At 51.1% G+C, this 18,526-nt stretch carries 21 protein-coding genes; 17 read left to right on the forward strand and 4 right to left on the reverse strand.

The window, feature by feature from the left end; genetic code table 11:
- The first annotated feature begins 15 nt into the window (after positions 1-15).
- The 6 genes from bcp to M0L20_RS20265 all read left to right on the forward strand — a co-directional run bounded on the left by bcp (position 16) and on the right by M0L20_RS20265 (position 4,040).
- A complete protein-coding gene (gene bcp / locus M0L20_RS20240; RefSeq protein WP_232558408.1) occupies positions 16-465 on the forward strand; it encodes a thioredoxin-dependent thiol peroxidase in 450 nt (149 codons plus the stop codon).
- A gap of 74 nt (positions 466-539) precedes the next feature.
- Complete coding sequence (locus tag M0L20_RS20245; protein WP_232558409.1) at positions 540-1,397, forward strand: transketolase; 858 nt, start codon at positions 540-542, stop codon at positions 1,395-1,397.
- Positions 1,398-1,427: 30 nt separating this feature from the next.
- A complete protein-coding gene (locus M0L20_RS20250) occupies positions 1,428-2,381 on the forward strand; it encodes a transketolase family protein (RefSeq protein WP_248478757.1) in 954 nt (317 codons plus the stop codon).
- Between the two features lie 90 nt (positions 2,382-2,471).
- Positions 2,472-3,044: an RNA polymerase sigma factor gene (locus M0L20_RS20255; RefSeq protein ID WP_232558411.1), complete on the forward strand. Its 573-nt coding sequence runs from the start codon at positions 2,472-2,474 to the stop codon at positions 3,042-3,044.
- Between the two features lie 69 nt (positions 3,045-3,113).
- Complete coding sequence (locus M0L20_RS20260) at positions 3,114-3,578, forward strand: hypothetical protein (RefSeq protein WP_232558412.1); 465 nt, start codon at positions 3,114-3,116, stop codon at positions 3,576-3,578.
- 9 nt (positions 3,579-3,587) lie between these two features.
- Positions 3,588-4,040: a hypothetical protein gene (locus M0L20_RS20265; protein WP_232558413.1), complete on the forward strand. Its 453-nt coding sequence runs from the start codon at positions 3,588-3,590 to the stop codon at positions 4,038-4,040.
- A 114-nt stretch (positions 4,041-4,154) separates the two neighbouring features.
- Here M0L20_RS20265 and M0L20_RS20270 read toward each other — a convergent pair whose 3' ends face one another.
- From M0L20_RS20270 to M0L20_RS20285, 4 genes are all read right to left on the reverse strand, one after another.
- Entirely contained in the window at positions 4,155-5,177 is a 1,023-nt protein-coding gene (locus tag M0L20_RS20270; RefSeq protein ID WP_248478759.1) for a toast rack family protein, read from the reverse strand.
- A 66-nt stretch (positions 5,178-5,243) separates the two neighbouring features.
- Positions 5,244-5,708, reverse strand: a complete 465-nt coding sequence (locus M0L20_RS20275) for a PspC domain-containing protein (protein WP_232558415.1) — start codon at positions 5,706-5,708, stop codon at positions 5,244-5,246.
- A gap of 189 nt (positions 5,709-5,897) precedes the next feature.
- Entirely contained in the window at positions 5,898-6,518 is a 621-nt protein-coding gene (gene trpF / locus M0L20_RS20280) for a phosphoribosylanthranilate isomerase (RefSeq protein ID WP_248478761.1), read from the reverse strand.
- A 116-nt stretch (positions 6,519-6,634) separates the two neighbouring features.
- Positions 6,635-7,486 carry a sugar phosphate isomerase/epimerase family protein gene (locus tag M0L20_RS20285; RefSeq protein WP_248478763.1) on the reverse strand — a complete coding sequence of 284 codons (852 nt, stop codon included), beginning with the start codon at positions 7,484-7,486 and terminating at the stop codon, positions 6,635-6,637.
- A 220-nt stretch (positions 7,487-7,706) separates the two neighbouring features.
- Between M0L20_RS20285 and mnmA the strand changes: the two genes are divergently transcribed.
- From mnmA to M0L20_RS20340, 11 genes are all read left to right on the forward strand, one after another.
- Positions 7,707-8,849 (forward strand): tRNA 2-thiouridine(34) synthase MnmA, encoded by a 1,143-nt coding sequence (gene mnmA / locus M0L20_RS20290; RefSeq protein WP_232558418.1) that lies wholly within the window; start codon positions 7,707-7,709, stop codon positions 8,847-8,849.
- Positions 8,849-9,436 carry a DinB family protein gene (locus tag M0L20_RS20295; protein ID WP_248478765.1) on the forward strand — a complete coding sequence of 196 codons (588 nt, stop codon included), beginning with the start codon at positions 8,849-8,851 and terminating at the stop codon, positions 9,434-9,436. The genes mnmA and M0L20_RS20295 overlap by 1 nt, the downstream gene beginning before the upstream one ends.
- Before the next feature lie 38 nt (positions 9,437-9,474).
- A complete protein-coding gene (locus M0L20_RS20300; protein ID WP_232558420.1) occupies positions 9,475-10,161 on the forward strand; it encodes a 3-keto-disaccharide hydrolase in 687 nt (228 codons plus the stop codon).
- 98 nt (positions 10,162-10,259) lie between these two features.
- Positions 10,260-10,511 (forward strand): hypothetical protein, encoded by a 252-nt coding sequence (locus tag M0L20_RS20305; protein WP_248478766.1) that lies wholly within the window; start codon positions 10,260-10,262, stop codon positions 10,509-10,511.
- Between the two features lie 42 nt (positions 10,512-10,553).
- Positions 10,554-11,234: an HAD family hydrolase gene (locus tag M0L20_RS20310; RefSeq protein ID WP_232558422.1), complete on the forward strand. Its 681-nt coding sequence runs from the start codon at positions 10,554-10,556 to the stop codon at positions 11,232-11,234.
- A gap of 53 nt (positions 11,235-11,287) precedes the next feature.
- Positions 11,288-12,355 (forward strand): agmatine deiminase family protein, encoded by a 1,068-nt coding sequence (locus tag M0L20_RS20315; RefSeq protein ID WP_248478767.1) that lies wholly within the window; start codon positions 11,288-11,290, stop codon positions 12,353-12,355.
- Positions 12,356-12,376: 21 nt separating this feature from the next.
- A complete protein-coding gene (locus tag M0L20_RS20320; protein ID WP_248478768.1) occupies positions 12,377-12,715 on the forward strand; it encodes an avidin-fold protein in 339 nt (112 codons plus the stop codon).
- Positions 12,716-12,728: 13 nt separating this feature from the next.
- Positions 12,729-13,421 carry a putative manganese transporter gene (locus tag M0L20_RS20325; RefSeq protein ID WP_248478769.1) on the forward strand — a complete coding sequence of 231 codons (693 nt, stop codon included), beginning with the start codon at positions 12,729-12,731 and terminating at the stop codon, positions 13,419-13,421.
- Between the two features lie 138 nt (positions 13,422-13,559).
- Complete coding sequence (locus tag M0L20_RS20330; RefSeq protein WP_248478770.1) at positions 13,560-15,923, forward strand: peptidylprolyl isomerase; 2,364 nt, start codon at positions 13,560-13,562, stop codon at positions 15,921-15,923.
- 123 nt (positions 15,924-16,046) lie between these two features.
- The gene (locus tag M0L20_RS20335; protein WP_232558427.1) at positions 16,047-17,429 is read left to right on the forward strand and encodes a peptidylprolyl isomerase; all 1,383 of its coding nucleotides are present in this window, start codon (positions 16,047-16,049) and stop codon (positions 17,427-17,429) included.
- 93 nt (positions 17,430-17,522) lie between these two features.
- The gene (locus M0L20_RS20340; RefSeq protein ID WP_232558428.1) at positions 17,523-18,485 is read left to right on the forward strand and encodes an AAA family ATPase; all 963 of its coding nucleotides are present in this window, start codon (positions 17,523-17,525) and stop codon (positions 18,483-18,485) included.
- Positions 18,486-18,526: the final 41 nt, after the last annotated feature.

The raw sequence follows: 18,526 nt of genomic DNA on the forward strand, positions 1-18,526 counted from the left end.
TATAGATTTTTAGATATGAGTCTGAACGTTGGCGATATCGCTCCTGATTTCACAAGCACCGACCAAAACGGTCAGCCTATTAAGCTGTCCGATTATCGGGGAAAGAAGGTGGTTTTGTATTTTTACCCCAAAGACGATACAACGGGTTGTACGGCTCAGGCGTGTAGCCTTCGCGACAACTACTCGGATCTCAAAGCAGCTGGTTACGAGGTACTGGGCGTAAGTATCGATGATACGAAGTCGCACCAGAAATTCATCAACAAGTACAATCTGCCCTTTACGCTCGTCGCCGATACGGACAAGCAAGTCGTTGAAGACTACGGCGTATGGCAGGAAAAGTCCATGTATGGCCGTACGTACATGGGTACGGTCCGCACGACGTTTCTAATTGATGAAAACGGTATTATTACGGAAATAATCGGCAAAGTAGATACTAAGCAACACGCCGATCAGATTTTGAAATAAGTAAGTGCGGATGCCCACGTCCGTGCTGTTTCCTTAAATCCTGATGCGGATGTGGGCGTCCGCACCATTACTACATGGAACTCGAACAACTCGAACACATTGCAACCGCCGTTCGGCGCGACATCGTTCGCATGGTAGCCGCCGTTAATTCTGGTCACCCAGGCGGTTCATTAGGCTGCACCGACTTTCTGGTCGGCCTTTATTTTGACGTAATGAAGCTCAAGCGGGATGAGAATGGCACCGTCATTTTCGACATGGACGGACGCGATGAGGATCTGTTCTTTCTCTCGAACGGACACATATCGCCGGTTTTCTATTCCGTGTTAGCTCGGTCAGGGTACTTCCCGATCGACGAACTGGCTACGTTCCGCAAACTGGATAGCCGTCTGCAAGGGCACCCCACCACCGCCGAACACCTACCGGGAATTCGCATCGCTTCGGGCTCATTAGGACAAGGTTTATCGGTGGCAGCGGGAGCGGCTTATTCGAAAAAACTCAATGGCGACACGAATCACGTGTACGTATTAATGGGCGACGGCGAGCAGCAGGAAGGCCAAATCTGGGAAGCAGCTCAGTTTGCACCCAACAAAAAACTGGGCAACCTGACCGCCGTAATCGATTACAACCTGGCTCAGATTGACGGCAAAACGGAATACGTCAACGATAACCGCGATCTGGCGGCCAAATACAAAGCTTTCGGCTGGCACGTCGACGAAATGCAGGGTAACGACATGGCTGATGTAATCAGAACCCTCAAGAAAGCACAGGAAAACCCGGACGTTCCGACGTTGATTCTGATGCATACAGAAATGGGCTTTGGTGTGGATTACATGGTTGGCAGCTACAAATGGCACGGCGTAGCGCCAAATGCTGAGCAGCTTACTCAGGCCCTCAACCAACTGCCGCTATCTGTAGGCTACTCTGATTACTAAACATAAGCCCTTGCTGTCTCTGAAGAAATTATGAAAAAGTACGAATATACCGAAAAGAAAGATACTCGCTCGGGCTTCGGCGCGGGCATGGCCGAATTAGGCAAAACCCACCCGAACGTTGTTGCCCTGACGGCTGACTTAGCGGGATCGCTTAAACTTGATGCGTTTATCAAAGAGAATCCCGAACGGTTTGTGCAGTGCGGGATCGCCGAAGCAAATATGATCGGCGTATCGGCGGGATTGACCATCGGTGGCCATATTCCTTTCGCCACGACCTTCGCCAACTTCGCGACGGGCCGTGTGTACGATCAGATCCGTCAGTCGGTTGCGTATTCAAACAAGAACGTTAAAATTTGCGCGTCGCACGCTGGGGTTACGCTTGGCGAAGATGGTGCTACCCACCAGATTCTGGAAGACCTGGGCATGATGAAAATGTTACCAAACATGACCGTCATCAACCCTTGCGACTACAACCAGACCAAAGCCGCTACGCTCGCTATTGCCGACCATGTTGGCCCGGTTTACCTCCGCTTCGGACGGCCTGTTATTCCGGTGTTTACCCCCGCCGATCAGAAATTCGAAATTGGCAAAGCGTGGACGGTGAACGAAGGTTCGGATGTGTCGATCTTCTGCACCGGTCATCTGGTCTGGGAAGCCATCAAAGCGGGCGAAATGCTGGCCGAAGAAGGAATCGAAGCCGACATTATCAACATTCATACGATTAAACCGTTAGATGAAGAAGCAATTATCGCTTCCGTGAAAAAAACGGGTTGCGCTGTATCGGCAGAAGAACACATGATCAGTGGCGGTTTGGGCGATAGCGTGGCGCACGTTCTGGCGCAACATCATCCGGCTCCGCTGGAATACGTGGGTGTTCATGACACCTTCGGCGAAAGCGGAACCCCCGACCAGCTGATGCAGAAATATGGTCTCACCGCCGACAAAATTGTTGAGCAGGTGAAGAAAGTAATGGCAAGAAAATAAGTGTTCGGTTTTTCAGCTTTCAGTTGGTTGACCCCTCATGCAGGCTTAGGTCAGCCAACTGAGAACTGAAGGCTGAATATTAAACAACGAATGACTGACGCAGAACTCCTCGCCAAATACCGCGATCCGTCGAGCCGGAATTATGCCTTTAATCTGTTGGTACGACAGTATCAGCAGAAAGTTTATTGGCATATTCGGAAGATGGTCATTGACCACGACGACGCTGATGATCTGGTGCAGGAAACATTTATTAAAGTCTGGAACAGCCTGGAACAGTTTCGGGGTGATAGTCAGTTATATACTTGGATATACCGCATTGCGACCAACGAATGCCTGAACTTTCTCAACAAAAAACGTCGTCGTTTTTTCCTGCCCATCGGTGACGTAGAGGGTGAGTTGATGGAAAAATTGGAAAGTAATGCTGATTTTGTCACGTCGGGCAATGAACCCAGCGGTGAAGAAATACAAATGAAGTTGCAGAAGGCACTTCTGAAGCTACCGGATAAACAACGGCTTGTCTTCAACATGAAGTACTTCGACGACATGAAGTACGAAGACATTGCCGAGATCACGGGTACATCAGTTGGCGCGCTGAAAGCATCCTATCACCTGGCGGTAAAAAAAATCGAAGATTATCTGGATAAATCTGACACGTCTGATTAAACCTCAGCTCGCGTGGCTTGTCAAATCGCTAATAGGAAACGAATTGTGTGACTTGTACACAGAACGACAATGAACGAAATGAACAACTTCAGGCTTGACGAACTTCCCCCTGAGCATCCGCTTCGGCAGCAACCGTTTCGGGCTCCGGACGGCTACTTCGATCAGCTGCCTTCACGCGTACAGGCTCGGGTGACCCGCAAACCGAAACCAGCCTTCAGTATCAGCTGGTCCTGGCAACGAACGGCTACGTCGCTGGCAGGAGCCAGTTTAATTGCGGTGCTGATCTGGAAAACATTACCGCAGCGACAAGAGTCTTTAGGAAATGAAGCCTTGACGGGGGTGAGTAGTGAGGTGATTGCGGCTTACCTTGACGACCAGGGAGTCGACCCCTACGAATTAGCGGACAATCAGCAACTTCATTCATCACTGGGCAGCGATACGACGGCAATTCAGTATTTAAACGTGAAACCCGCCGATATTCAGCAGCTCATTGACGAACAAAACGTATCGGAATCTCTGGGCCTCGGCTCCTGACTTTAAAGAATGGTTAATTTTACCGCAATGAGACACGCATGGATTGGTTGGCTAGTAGCGATGATGATGACAACGAATGTCACTATCGCGCAACAGGACCCAAACGGACGCCAGAAGATAGAAGCCGCCAAGATCGGTATGATCACCAACCGGCTGAACCTAAGCACCGATCAGGCCCCGCAGTTCTGGGCGGTTTATAACGAATACAACGCGAAGAAGCAGGAACTAAACCGGCGGATTCGTCAGCTTAACAACGAACCGTCCCGTACTAATCTCAACGACAACCAGTTGGTCAACGGTTTACGCGAAATCAATTCGACGAAACAAAAGCTGGCTGATCTTGATGACGAGTATATGAGTCGGTTCCTGAAAGTTATCAGCGCACAGCAATTAACGGAGCTGTACAAAACGGAGCAGACGTTTAATAAAATGCTGCTTAATCGGTTGAACAACCAGAATTAGCAGCCGATCATACGCGATTATCCTGACTGACTCTGGTCTCATTGGAGTTAGGTGCTCTGAGAAACAGTAACGGCACGACAAAGTCAGTCAGAATAATCCGTTCTATTTACCAGCTTAATAGCGTACGACCTTAAAGCTGGAAATACCTCCGTCGAAGCGAATAAGCATTTTCTTTTTGGCAGCATCATAACCGGGGCTTTCAAACTCACCCCCACCGACCTCGGTAAATTCGTCCAGATGCTCTATGTTTAGCGCGCCATCTTTTTTGATACGGCAACCGACTTCTTTGGGAACATGAACGGTTACCGAAGCGGCCCCTACTTCCAGTTTCACGTCCGACATATCGGCTTTTGACCCCAGTTTAAGATCAAGGTCAGCCGCTCCGGCGGCCAGTTTGAGGTTCTTCACGGCATAAGCGCTTAAGTCCAGATCACCCTGACCGGCTCCCAAAGCAATGTCCATCGTCCAGGCGGGATTCTGATTAAGATGAACGTCTACCCGGTTTTCAAACTTACCGTCTTTCAGATTAAAATCCTGGTTATCATCCTTGGGCTTCAATTCAATCGTCGGAATGTGGGTTACCGCATCGCGATCTACGGACATGGAATAACTACCGATGTTTTGGCGGGTATCCGCTTTGATCAGCTCCGAGGTCGGATCGCTAATGACAAACCGACCGGCCCCTCCGGCCATTTTGAATACCGCTTCACGGGTATCGGCCTCCATCGACTCCGTAAACGTATTTGTCTGCACCGTAGTCGACTTCCGCTGCTCCCGTTCTGAACGATAATCGCTTTCATTATCATCGTCGTCATCACGGCTGGACTCGTTAGCGTCATCATTGTTGTCATCATCCTGATTCCAGTGGATACCGAACCCATCGCGATCTCTGTCGTGCGCAAAGAAGCCAAACAAGGTGGTTGGTACCGCTACGGCCAGCATAACCGTTGTAACAAAAGCCGCTGGATTGCCACGTCGTTCGAGAATCAGGTTTACACCCGCCAAAATCAACAGCACGGGCCACAAATCGACCAGCGAGTGCCAGTTAACATCCAGCCAGCCAGCCCGACGAGCCAGGAACAGCACGCCAAACGTGAGCAGAAAAATACCCCAGAATAATCCATTTCTTCGTTGCATGACAAAGGAGATTTAGGAAAGGTATAGGTGTGTTTATACAGCCTATACCCTCGCATGATACCTCTATTACAAAGGGTTATTTGTATTGTTGTTATTGGGATCGTAGGGTGTTTTGATACGATCCCGGAAGATGAGCCATAAACCAATTGCGATCAAGACGAAAGGCCATAGATCACCAAAGTCGATGTCGAAATAACGATCCAGCAGGAACAGCACGCCAAGCAGGATCAGTACGGCACCTCCGATAACGCTACGGTCGGGTGATGCAGGTTGGTTGGGATTGTAGGGGTTCATAGAAAAAACGGGGTTTGCATAAACGGTTGATTGAGCCACTGATCCGCCAAATCGACGTTCAGGCAGAGCAATCCACAAGATACAGTAAATGATAAAAGACGGGAAATGAGGGATTAAAATTCCGATCACAAAAATGAACCGGACCAAGGCGCGATCTATTCCAAAATAGTCAGCTAAACCAGCGCATACCCCGCCTATCTGGGCTTGTTCAGAAATTCGTTCTAATCGTTTGTTCATGGCTTTCGTTGTTAAAACCGATGTAAACCTAGTCACGAAGCCGGAAGTGCGGAAAAAGAATAGGAAGAATGGACGCGCGGTTTGATGGAAGTGTGTTTTCAATGATAGTAGGTAATACATAGTAGCAGGTAACGACTAATAAATGATAGCCGCTCTTTGCCTTAAGCCGTCCACGATTGCCTGAACTCGCTACTCTTCTTCGATTGCTTCCAGAATATCCATTAACTCCCCAAACTCTTTGTTGCCCGGACGCTCTTCGTCGCCACCGCTGAGCGCGATACCCCGAACCGGTAATTCAGCTAGCAATTCATGGACATTCTGGGCGGAGATACCGGTTCCGAGCAATACGGAATGGCGATTGGCTATTCGCTGAAGAGCCCCTTTTAATTCGGCATCAAGATGAAGTGGAGCCTTACTTTCAAGCAGGACATACTCCGCTCCGGCTGCACCCGTTTGCAACAAGCTATCTAATTGATCAAGCGTTAAGAGCGATAACTCGACCCGTAGAATAAGTGGTTTTCCAAATGTGCCCAGATAAGGAAGCAACGCGGCTTCGTCTACCTGAAGCAGATCGGGCTGGTAGGTTTCGAGCAACGATTCAATGGTTTCTGGATCGGTTGACGCTGTTTCGCCGACAATCTGAACACCCGCCACCCACGATTTTATTTCTTCAAATTTCTTTGGATCAACATAGTCGGGCGACTCGGTGTCCATCGAGAAACCAAGCATGTCAACGCCCATACCGGCGCAATACCGGGCATCACTGAGATTCGTAACGTTGGAAATTTTAACAAGTGTTGCGAGAGCCATGATAAAGTCAATTGATGCTGCGAAGGTAAGAGCGCAAAAAGCGTGGTGCAAGGAGCAGGTGTTTTCTCCATGCTCTTTGCACCACGCGCTTCATGTAATATCCTGGCTCCGGTTGACTATTTATTCACCTGGTTGTATATAGCCCGGAAGTTTTTTACACTCTCGGCAATTTCCGGACCGTTGTTTTCCCAGTGGTATTCGTACTCCGCTGAAATGGGTCCTTTGAACCGCTGACGCTTCAACTCCGCAATAACGGCTTCCACTTTACTATCGCCCGTACCCCAAACTACATCGTGGTATTTTCCGTCCGGCGTATCCTGCTTCACGTCTTTAAAGTGCATACCGAGTACATGCCCGTTTAGTTTTTTCAGGCACTCAACCGGATCGAGTCCAGAGCGCACCCAGTGACCAATATCCGAGCAAGAGCCAACGTACTTACTACCACCGATGGCCGCCAGAACCGTATCGGGATGCCAGTAGCGCGACGGCTTGGGGTGGTTATGTAAGGCTACGTTTATCTTATACTGCTCGGCCAGTTTGCGCACCAAAGGCATTTGTTCGGGTGTTGGCTCGGAGTTGATGTTTAACACACCCATATCCTTGGCAAATTCAAAAACGGCTTGCCAGTCCTGATCGGTCTTTGGGCTGATGACGCCATAAGCCACAATCGTAAGGCCACGATCTTTCACTAATTTCTTAATGGTCTGTCGCGCTGTTGCGTCCATGTTGAAATCCATCTTTCCGTCGATCCCTCCGCCAATCGTCTGACCCGGATAAATCTCAACGTATTTCAGGCCACAACTATCAATTTTCCGCAAGGCTTCCGTAAACGGAAATAACCGAAACGAGTAGGCTTGAGCACCCAGTTTCCAGCCCGCTTTGTCTTCCGGATTTTTCTGCGCTAACGCCGAAACAACGCTCATGACGACAATTAATCCGCTTAACAGGTATTTTGTCCGATAGTTCATAGAGTCCATTCTTTTTGACAAAAGGATAGAGACAACCTGCTTTACCCATTTCACGGTTGGGTGCCCGGTGGCAATATAAATCACCGGCAAACTTCAGCGAATCTCGTACCGCCGAAACTAAGCAGAAGTTAATTCGTGTTGGTATCTTTGTGCGCCGTTGTCGAAGCAACGACGCATTTGAACGATTCAATCGCAGGACTTTGAATCCTGGCAGATCATTATGAGCAAACACGGACGCATTTTAGTCGCCATGAGTGGCGGCATTGATTCCTCACTAGCAGCGGTTATGCTGCACGAAGAAGGCTACGAAGTTATCGGCATGACCATGAAAACATGGGATTATGCGTCTTCGGGCGGTACCAAAAAAGAAACGGGTTGTTGCAGCCTAGACAGCATCAACGACGCCCGGAACATCGCCGTTAGTCTCGGCTTTCCGCATTACATTCTGGATATCCGGGAGGAATTTGGCGATTATGTAATCAATCATTTTACGGGTGAATACCTCGAAGGCCGGACACCGAATCCCTGCGTGCTGTGTAATACCCACATCAAATGGGATGCGCTCCTTCGCCGGGCCGACCGGCTCGACTGCGAGTTTATCGCCACCGGACACTACGCCCATATCCGCGAAGAAAACAGCCGCTTCGTTATTTCGAAAGGAGTTGATACGCTGAAAGATCAGTCCTATGTATTATGGGGCGTATCGCAGGAAAGTTTGAGCCGGACGAAACTTCCGCTTGGTCATCTGCGCAAATCGGAAATCCGCGATATGGCGAAAGACCGGGGCTTCATTGAGCTGGTCACCAAGTCGGAATCGTACGAGATCTGCTTTGTACCCGACAACGATTACCGGGGTTTTCTGAAACGGCGGGTGCCAGGGCTGGAAGCGGAAGTAGCCGGTGGTAACTTCGTGATGGAAGGCACGGGCAAAGTGCTGGGGAAACACCTGGGCTATCCGTTCTATACCATCGGGCAACGGAAAGGACTGGGTATGGCGTTTGGGCAACCCATGTTCGTGACCGAAATCCGGAAAGACACCAACGAAGTGGTACTGGGCATTGACAAAGATTTGTACCGCGATGGCATGATCGTTAGCAAGTTGAACCTGCAAAAATACGATTCGATCAATGGGCCGCTGGAAACCGTGACGAAAGTTCGTTACAAAGATCCGGGTACACCCGCTACCATTTCACAAACGGGCGACAAAATAGAGGTTCTGTTTCAGGAAGGCGTTTCTGCCATTGCGCCGGGTCAGGCAGCCGTTTTTTACGAGGGCGACGACGTAGTGGGGGGCGGTTGGATCATGAAAAGCTTCCGCCAGAATGACCCGATCCGTGAGTCCGCCTACGCAGTTGTTTCCTAATGCTTATATTCACAGCGCAGTCCACCGGGGCTGCGCTTCTTGTTTCACCCATGACGACCGAACCCACCGATCCCACTCGTTACCCAATTGGTCTTTGGCAATCGCAGGATACCTACACCGTAGCGGAGATTCGTCAGCTTGTTGATCAGATCGCAACGCTGCCCGATGCTTATGCCCTCGTATTGGCCAACGTTTCGACGGCTGACCTGTCCCGCCAGTATCGACCTGGTAGCTGGACCGTCCAGCAGCTTGTCCACCACGTTGCGGATACGCACATGCTGCATTTTATGCGGTTGAAAAACGCCCTGACAGCGCCCGACACCGTTGGCGTTATGGCCGATGTGAATGCCTGGGCGGCCCTTATCGAAGGACAACATGCACCAATTGCCGATTCGCTTATCTTGTTAAAAGGAATTCATCAGCGCATCGCTTTTCTGGTTGGCACCTTGCTGCCCGACCAACTCGCCATCACGTATTACCACCCAGTTCGCCAGCGCCACCTTACACTGGCCCAGGCGCTGTCGGTTATCGTCTGGCACGCCGAGCATCACCTCGCCCATATTCGACTCGCTCTCCAAGTAGCCTAACGAAAGAACCGATCACCCGTTTTCCAACTTCTTCTGCGATGCGCATTCAGACTGGTATCATTCTACTTTTTTTAAGCTGTTCAACGTTTCTTTTCGCCCAAACGCCACCGACCGGGCATCCGAATACGAACGGTGCCGGCTGGAAACCGCTTTTTGAGCGGGACCTTTCCGACGCCAATTACCCCAAGGGGGTTTGGAGCTACGACGAAGGCGAACTAACAGCCACTGCCGACAAAGCAATCTGGACCGCTAAGCCCTACGACGATTTCATTCTTGACTTGTTCTTTAAAACCGCCGAGGGTACCAATAGTGGCATTGTCGTTCATTGCAGCGATACAACCAACTGGATTCCGAACGCCGTCGAAATCCAGATTGCCGACGATCACAACAAGCAGTGGGCCGACGCGCCGACCAATGGGCAGTCCGGCGCTTTTTTCGGTCATCAGGCTCCTACCAAAAAGCTCGTTAAAAACCCCGGCGAATGGAACCGCTGCACAGTAACGTGCCAGGGCAAGACAATTTATGTCGTGCTTAACAATCAACTGATTAATACAATCGATCTGACAAAATTTACGTCTGCTCAGAAAAATCCCGATGGTTCGGATGTACCCGAATGGCTCAACAAACCAGCCGCCGATTTGCCGCTGCGTGGCTACGTTGGCTTACAGGGAAAACATGCCGGAGCACCGATCTACTTTAGAAACCTGAAGATCAAGGAGCTGTAGTCACATCATTGCTTTGTAGCTGTTCCTTATCCAGACTAAATAGCGCAGATGTAGGCGAACCAGTCACTTTTTCGCCTGGATTTTGTTATGTATACGCTATGCAGAACGAACCTCAAACCCGTCACAGTCGCATCCTTCCTGAACTGCGCTTTTCCCTCAACCTGCTGTATGTGGGACGGCTGCTGGTGGGTATGAAATCGGCTGAAGAGGGACAGGAGCTATTTGATGAACGTATTGAAACCGTAACTGACGAACTCGTTTCGACCGAATTGCTCCACGAAGCGGCAGTGCTGGCGGGTGATGTGTTGCCCGAAGCCCCTTCGGTCTCGGCACCGGACGATACTGAATAAGTCACAATCTATTTTCTTTGCATTTCCAATCATACGCTATACATGACCGACGCTCCGTTAGCCGCCCTTTTCGATATGGACGGCGTTTTGGTCGATAATACCGACTTTCACATCAATGCCTGGCTACAATTTGCCCAAGCCAAAGGATTTCCGATTACCCGCGATCAGTACGTGGCAAATATCAATGGCCGCGTCTCCGCCGATGCGATGGCTTACGTGTTTCAGCGCCCCGTTGAAGGTGGTGAGCTGATTACCTTAACGGAAGAAAAGGAAGCCATTTACCGGGAGCTTTATCGTTCGCACTTGCAACCGGCACCGGGTCTGATTGCTTTTCTGGAAGCTTTGAAAGCGCAGAATATCAAGTTGGCCGTTGGCACATCGGCACCCATGAGCAATGTTCACTTCACGCTCGATGGGCTACAAATCCGACGCTATTTCGATACGGTCGTTGATGCCAGCATGGTTCGTCACGGCAAGCCCGACCCCGAAATCTACCTGAAAGCCGCCGAGCGGGTAGGCGTTGACCCCGCGCGTTGTGTTGTGTTTGAAGATGCTTTTGCGGGTATCGAAGCCGGATTGCGGGGAGGAATGCAGGTGGTTGCGCTTGCCACGACGCACACGCAGGCGGAATTGGTCAATAGCGGTGCGGCTCTTATCGTCAATGATTTTACGGAGCTTTCGGTAGCAACTATTGAGGCATTAGTCGACAAAACACCCCGTTGACCCGCCCGGATTTTGTATCTTTGTCCCCTAAATTTGTCTTGGTACCAACGTTCATGTCTTTGAACTCTTCATCTGAAAGCCCCCTGATTCCCGCCCGCGAGGGCTTTTTCTTTCCGGCAGAATGGCATCCTCACGTCGCCACCTGGCTAAGCTGGCCCCATACCGAAGCGTCGTGGACGAAAGAGCGGCAGGAGCTGATGTTTCCGGCCTACATTGATTTTATCAAAGCCATCGCCGAAAGCGAACAGGTTTGCATCAACGCGCATAACGAGATTGTGATGCAGGCGGCCAAACTGCGCTTATTGGCCGCTGGCGTGAATATGGACCGCGTGACGCTGCTCCCCCACCCGACCAACGATTCGTGGTGCCGCGATCACGGTCCGGCCTTTCTGATCAATCCGACTACGAAACAACGGATGATCGTTAACTGGGGCTACAACGCCTGGGGGGGGAAATACCCGCCCTACGACCGCGATGACCTGATTCCGGTGGAGATTGCCCACTATCGTGGACTCGATTACGTCACGCCTGGCATCGTTATGGAAGGTGGTTCGGTCGAGTTTAACGGAGCCGGAACAGTGCTCACAAGCCGGGCCTGCCTGCTTAACCAAAACCGGAATAGCCATCTGAAACAGGCTGACATCGAGCGCTACCTGTGCGATTATTACGGCGTTCAGCAGGTGCTTTGGGTAGAAGAAGGCATCGTTGGTGACGACACCGATGGCCATATTGATGATACGGTGCGGTTTGTTAACGAAGATACGGTAATCGCGGCTTACGAAGCAGACAAGAACGACGCTAACTATCCGTTCCTTCAGGAGATCCATCACGAGCTAAAGCAGATGAGGCTTCTGAACGGTAAGCAACTAAACATTGTAGAATTGCCTATGCCTGACCCGGTTGTCAGCGATGGATTACGGCTACCAGCTTCGTACGCCAACTTTTTGATTACGAATCAATCGGTTATCGTACCTACGTTCCGCTGCGCGGCTGACCAACCGGCGCTGGATATTATCAGTCAGTGTTTTCCTGATCGTAAGATCGTCGGCATCGACTCGACCGATATTGTGTGGGGTCTGGGTAGTTTTCACTGCCTGAGTCAACAGGAGCCAAGCATCTAATTGCCTATCCACGTTCTTCCGATGTACGACAACAAAACCTTTCGCTCCGTTGCCAACACCGAGAATGGTGAAGTCGGTGGAGAAACCTTGTTTCATTATCACCAGCAGGATCAGATCGTCTGGGCCGAATACAGTGGCGGGGCTATCGTAAAGGGGTTTCTGATTGCGACAGTCGATAGTCACCATCGGCTCGACATGCGCTATCAGCACGTTAATGTGCAGGGTGAGCTGATGACTGGCCACTGTCAGTCAACGCCCGAACGGTTGCCCGATGGACGAATCCGGCTGCATGAACGCTGGCAGTGGACGAGCGGAGATCAGTCGTCGGGCGAATCCGTTGTTGAGGAAGTTGCTGATTAAGTGTTCTGAAGCTATGCGAGTCATTGTAAGTCTATTGAGTTTAATGCTGCTGGTTGGATGCGCCCGCCCGACATCGCTCGTAGCGGAGTTGGCTCCCCGTTCGCTGAAAGCGGTGAATCTCGAAGAAACGCTGAGCCGACGCGATGAGCTGATGATGGCGTATTCAATGACCAGTTACGACGCTAAAAACAAGTCCGTATCGGTGGTCAATGGCGGTTGGGGCGTCGTAACCGTGCAGAAAGGCCAGCAGTTGGACCTTAGCGCGGCTGGTCCCGACAAAGCCCTGCCGATTAGCCTGGAACTACCGAAGAATGGGCGCATTGTGGCCTCACTGGTCTTGATTGAAGTGGACGATTACAACCGGGCGAAGCAAATGCTGGATCGGGTTCGGCAAGTACATAATATTGTGGCTGGCCCGGCGGCTTTTCTGATCACAGCAGCCGAAGTCCTGACTCCGCTCAAATACGTAGCCGCTGGTCTGGCCGCTTCGGGCATTGGCCTGAAATTGGTCGATCAGTTTGACGATGATGATTTATTGGGCCAAAGCAGCGTCGACCTTTACGAAGCGGAACTACGCAAAAAAAAGCAGCAACTCGTGCACGTACCAACGGTATTCACGGGGCAGAACCTTCGCGACGCTTTCGACTATCGACTCGACTATGACATTACGCTTAAATCGGTGAAAATCCGGCCCGTTCGCCAATAAGCCCTTCGTTCAATCGTTGCTTAAACAGAGCGAATGTTTTTACAAAAAACGCTGTTTTCAACCTATTGAGACAAGGCACGCATGCCCCCTCAACCCAGTAATCAGTAACTTAGTACCTTACTTTTCCATTCCGACGCTATGCGCCAACTTACCGGCGGTATCTTGCTGGCTCTTGCCGTAACAGCCTGCAAAACAACCGCACCCGTGGTTCAGCAAACACCCCCACAGCCCGTTATCCTGACGCTGGGGACCAAAGCTTTCACTACGGATGATTTTTTCCAGTCGTTTACGAAAAATCAGTTCTCGTCCGACTCCGCCCAGCGGACCGACGTGAAGAACTATTTCGATCTGTATACCAATCTGAAGCTGAAAGTACTAGCCGCCGAAGCCGAAGGACGCGATACAACCGAGGCTTTTCGGGAGGAAATGAATACCTACCGTAACCAGTTGGCGCAATCGTACCTGACGGACAAAGTGCTGGTGGAATCGATAGCCGCTGAAGCGTACCAACGGATGCAGGAAGAAATCAACGCGTCCCATATTCTGGTACCTGTAACCGAAGACGCGGCTCCCACCGATACGTTGGCGGCCTACCAGAAAGCACTTGACATTCGCAAGCAGGCGCTGGCCGGTACGGATTTCGCCCAGCTGGCTCAGGACAATTCACAAGATCGTCAGACGGCTGCCAACGGTGGTAATTTAGGCTATTTCACGGCTTTTTCACTTGTTTATCCGGTCGAAACAGCGGCTTACAACACGCCCGTCGGTCAGGTCTCCATGCCCATCCGAACTCGGTCGGGTTATCACCTGATCAAGGTAAACGACCGTCGGCCAAGTCGCGGTAAGTTACGGGTGGCTCACATCTTGGTGCGGCTTAGCCCCAGTGCCGATGAAGCCGGTCAGAAAGCAGCGCAGGATCGTATCGACGCTGCGTACGCCCGGCTCCAGAAAGGCGAATCGTTCGAAGCGGTTTGCCAGGCCGTATCAGACGACATTACTTCTCGCGCGAACGGAGGACTGCTACCGGCGTTTGAAACCGGTAGGCAGGTTCCGTCGTTTGAACAGGCCGCTTACACCTTGACGAAACCCGGCGACGTATCGAAACCGGTTCGCACAAACTACGGCTGGCATATCATCAAACTCATCGAGCGGAAAGGGCTGGAACCTTATGCTGACTTAGCTCCTTCGTTGCGCCAGCGCGTTATGACCGATACGCGTGCTGATGTATTGCGCCAGGCAACCGTGCAACGCTTGAAGAAAGAATATCCTGTTCTGGAAGAAAAAGCAACCGTTGAGAAGGTGTTAGCCAAGGCCGATAGCAGTCTGCTGCGTGGTCAGTGGCGCTACCCCGAGCCACTGGAGCCGGCGTTACAAAGCAAATCGTTGTTCGCCGTCTCCGGAAAGCCCGTAACCGTAAACCAGTTTTTTGATTACGTCCGGCAGAAACAGCAACCACAGCGTAATCCTGCCCTGGCACCCGCTGCGCCGGTTGCATCAGTCACGGGTTCACCAGCGATAGCGATGCGCCGGTTGCTCGACCGGTTTGAAGGGGATCAGTTAATGGCAACGGAGGAAGCTAATCTGGACAAGAAATCGCCGGAGTTCCGTTCGCTGCTGAACGAGATCCGGGATGGTGTTCTGCTTTCGCAGGTGATGGAGCAAAACGTATGGGAACGCTCGATGACCGATTCAACGGGACAACGCCAGTATTTTGACCAGAATGCGGAGAAATACCGTTTTCCGGAACGGGCTGCCGCAACGATCATTGTCGCTCAGAACGATGATTTATTGAAACAGGCTCGTCAGATGCTGTCCGGCAAACCGCCCTACCAGCTCAAGCGCTCGGCGGCTGACCTGACCTACGACAGTAACCAGACGATGCTGACGCCTAAACAGCGGGAAACCTTGTACGACGTACTCGTAACGATGGCCCGTAATCCAGAATATGTTGTTGAAGTTTCCGGTGCGCACGATGCCGCCGAGCGGGATTCGGTATCGGCGGGTCGGATTCGGGCCGTTGTGAGTTACCTGCAAAAGAGTGGTGTTCCCTTGAACCGCATTGCGGAAAAGGATTATCAGGGGGCTCCTCCCCGCCGGGCAGCCGATGCACCTAAAGATGCGTCCGCTCAACGCCGGGTTTCGTTCCAGTATTTTTCGAATGATAAAGCAGACATTGCTAAAGTTCTCAACAGCCGGCAACCATCGTCCTCCGCTGATCCGGCGGTGACGATCACCGAAGGTATTTTTGCGCAGGGAATCAACCCTTACCTCGACAGTATCGACCAGTGGAAAGAAGGTACCACTACCTTCAACCGGGCCGGCAAAGCTGTTTCGGTAACGATAAACCGCGTTGAACCCGCTCGGGCAAAAACGTTTGCCGAAGCCAGGGGCGCTGTCATTAATGATTATCAGGCTTTGCTCGAAAAACAGTGGCTTGCTCAGCTTCGTCAGAAATACCCGGTGAAGGTGAATGAAGATGAGATTCGGAAGTTAGGCAAGTAATTCACTAGTCAGCAGATCGGGGACGCGCTCAGCTTGCCAGGCAGGTTGTCCAGCACTCACAATCAAGTTCTTAATTTTTCTAAAAAGGCAGGACGGTTTCTGTTCTGTGCGTATCTTTAACTCATGAAAAAAGTAATCAGTAGCGCTTTTATTGCCTTGCTTGGCTGGTTCCTGACCGCACCGGTTTTTGGCCAGGGACAAGGGGTAAGCCTGAACAAGATCATTGCCAAGGTCGATAACTATTACGTACTTCGGTCCGATCTTGAGGAATCCTATCAGTCCTACGTGGGCCAGAACCAGACACCACCCCAGAAATGTCAGTTGCTGGAGAGTCTGGTCATCAATAAGATGATGCTCGCCAAAGCCGAGATTGACTCGGTTGTGGTTGACGATAAGATCGTAGACAGCGAACTCGACCAGCGGATGCAGTACATGGCGCAGCAGTTCGGTTCCGAAAAGAACATTGTTGAAGCCTATGGTAAGAGCCTGGAAATGCTCAAAAGCGAACTGCGCCAGCAGGTGAAAGATCAGAAAGTTGCGCAGAAGATGCAGCAGAAGATCACGACCGACGTAAAGGTGACCCCCCGCGATGTTCGTAAGTTCTTCGATGCTATTCCAAAAGACAGTTTGCCCTACATGCCCGCCGACGTTGAGGTTGGTCAGATTGTACGGTTTGCCAAGCCGACCAAGGAGCAGAAAGAAGCCCTGCGCCAGCGATTGTTAGACATCAAAAAACGGGTGCAGGCCGGTGAAGACTTTGCCAAGTTAGCGAAAGATAATTCGGAAGACGTGGGTTCGGCCCAGAACGGTGGCGATCTTGGTTTTGCCAAACGCGGCATGATGGTGGCTCCTTTCGAAGGGGCGGCTTTGAAAATGAAGCCAAACGAAATTTCGGACGTTGTTGAATCGGAATTTGGTCTTCACCTTATTCAATTGCTGGAAACGCGCGGTGCGGAATACCACGCTCGGCACATCCTGCTCCGCCCCGATTACAACCGGCTGGATCTGAGTAGCCCAACGCGCTATCTGGACAGCCTGCGGACACTTATCGTTGCTGACTCGGTTAAATTTGACAAAGCAGCCCACGACTTTTCGGAAGATAAAAGCACAGCAGATGCAGGTGGTTTGATCCGCGATGCACAGTCGGGAAGCAGCCGTCTGGCAATGGATGGTTCGATGGAATACGCGATGTTCCAGATGCTGGACACGATGAAAGTGGGCAGTGTTTCGGCTCCCCTGCCCTATCGTACCGAGGACGGTAAAAGTGCGGTTCGGATTTTGTATTTCAAAAGCAAAGTTCCCCCACACACGGCAGACTTCAAGCTTGACTTCGAAAAGTTGCAGAACATCGTACTGACCAACAAAAAGAACCGGGCCATTGATGACTGGTTCCGGAAGTCGGTGGCGGATGTTTACATCAGCGTAGATCCTGAGTTTCAAAACTGTCGCATCTTTGGAACAACGCAAAACAGCGCAGCAGCATTGAGTGGTGGCGGCAATGAATAGCTTTCCGTTTTGAGGTTTACAGTTTTCGGCTAACTTGCATTGTCAGGGTCAACGCGGAAACCTGTAAACCATAAACTCTTTAACTGTATTATTGTGCCTTACTCATCGGATGTTGCGGCTGCGGAAGCCCTTACTACCTATTACCAAAAGTTAAAAGCGGAAATTTCGAAGGTTGTTATCGGCCAGGACGACACGGTTCGCTTGCTCCTAACCGCTATCTTCTGTCAGGGACATTGCCTGCTGGTCGGTGTGCCGGGCCTCGCCAAAACGCTGCTTATCCAGACGATTGCGGGGGCATTGGATCTCGATTTCAACCGTATTCAGTTTACGCCCGACCTGATGCCTTCGGACATCCTGGGTTCGGAAACACTCGATCAGGAACGGAATTTCAAGTTTATTAAAGGACCGGTTTTTGCCAACATTATCCTGGCCGATGAGATCAACCGGACGCCCCCTAAAACCCAATCGGCTTTGCTGGAAGCGATGCAGGAATATTCCGTTACCATCGCCGGTCAGAAATACGGATTGGGTCGTCCTTTCTTCGTACTGGCTACGCAGAATCCCATTGAGCAGGAAGGAACGTACCCACTTCCAGAAGCGCAGCTCGACCGGTTTATGTTTAACATTTACCTGGATTATCCGTCGTTTCAATCGGAACTGGACATCGTTAAGAGCACCACAACCGACAAACGTCCCGAAGTACAGCGCGTCATTACCGGCGAAGAAATTCGGGAGTTTCAGCACCTGGTACGCCGGGTTCCGGTCGTCGATAATGTCGTTGAGTATGCCGTCAAGCTGGTACACAAGACTCGCCCTAACACGGAACTGGCTTCTTCCGATGCAAATCAATACTTAGAATGGGGCGCTGGTCCGCGTGCTTCGCAGGCATTGATTCTGGCTTCGAAATGTAACGCGCTGTTAAATGGCAAATACTCGCCCGATATTGAAGATATACGAGCCGTTGCGTTGCCCATTCTCCGCCACCGCGTCGTTCGCAATTTTAAGGCCGAAGCCGAAGGTATCTCCGTTGAGCAGTTGATCAAACGAATGCTGTAAGCCAAGCGATAGCTGTAAAGTAAAAGGCCGATCTTTTTCGA

The sequence above is a fragment of the Spirosoma liriopis genome (assembly GCF_023196085.1).
GTDB lineage: Bacteria > Bacteroidota > Bacteroidia > Cytophagales > Spirosomataceae > Spirosoma > Spirosoma oryzicola.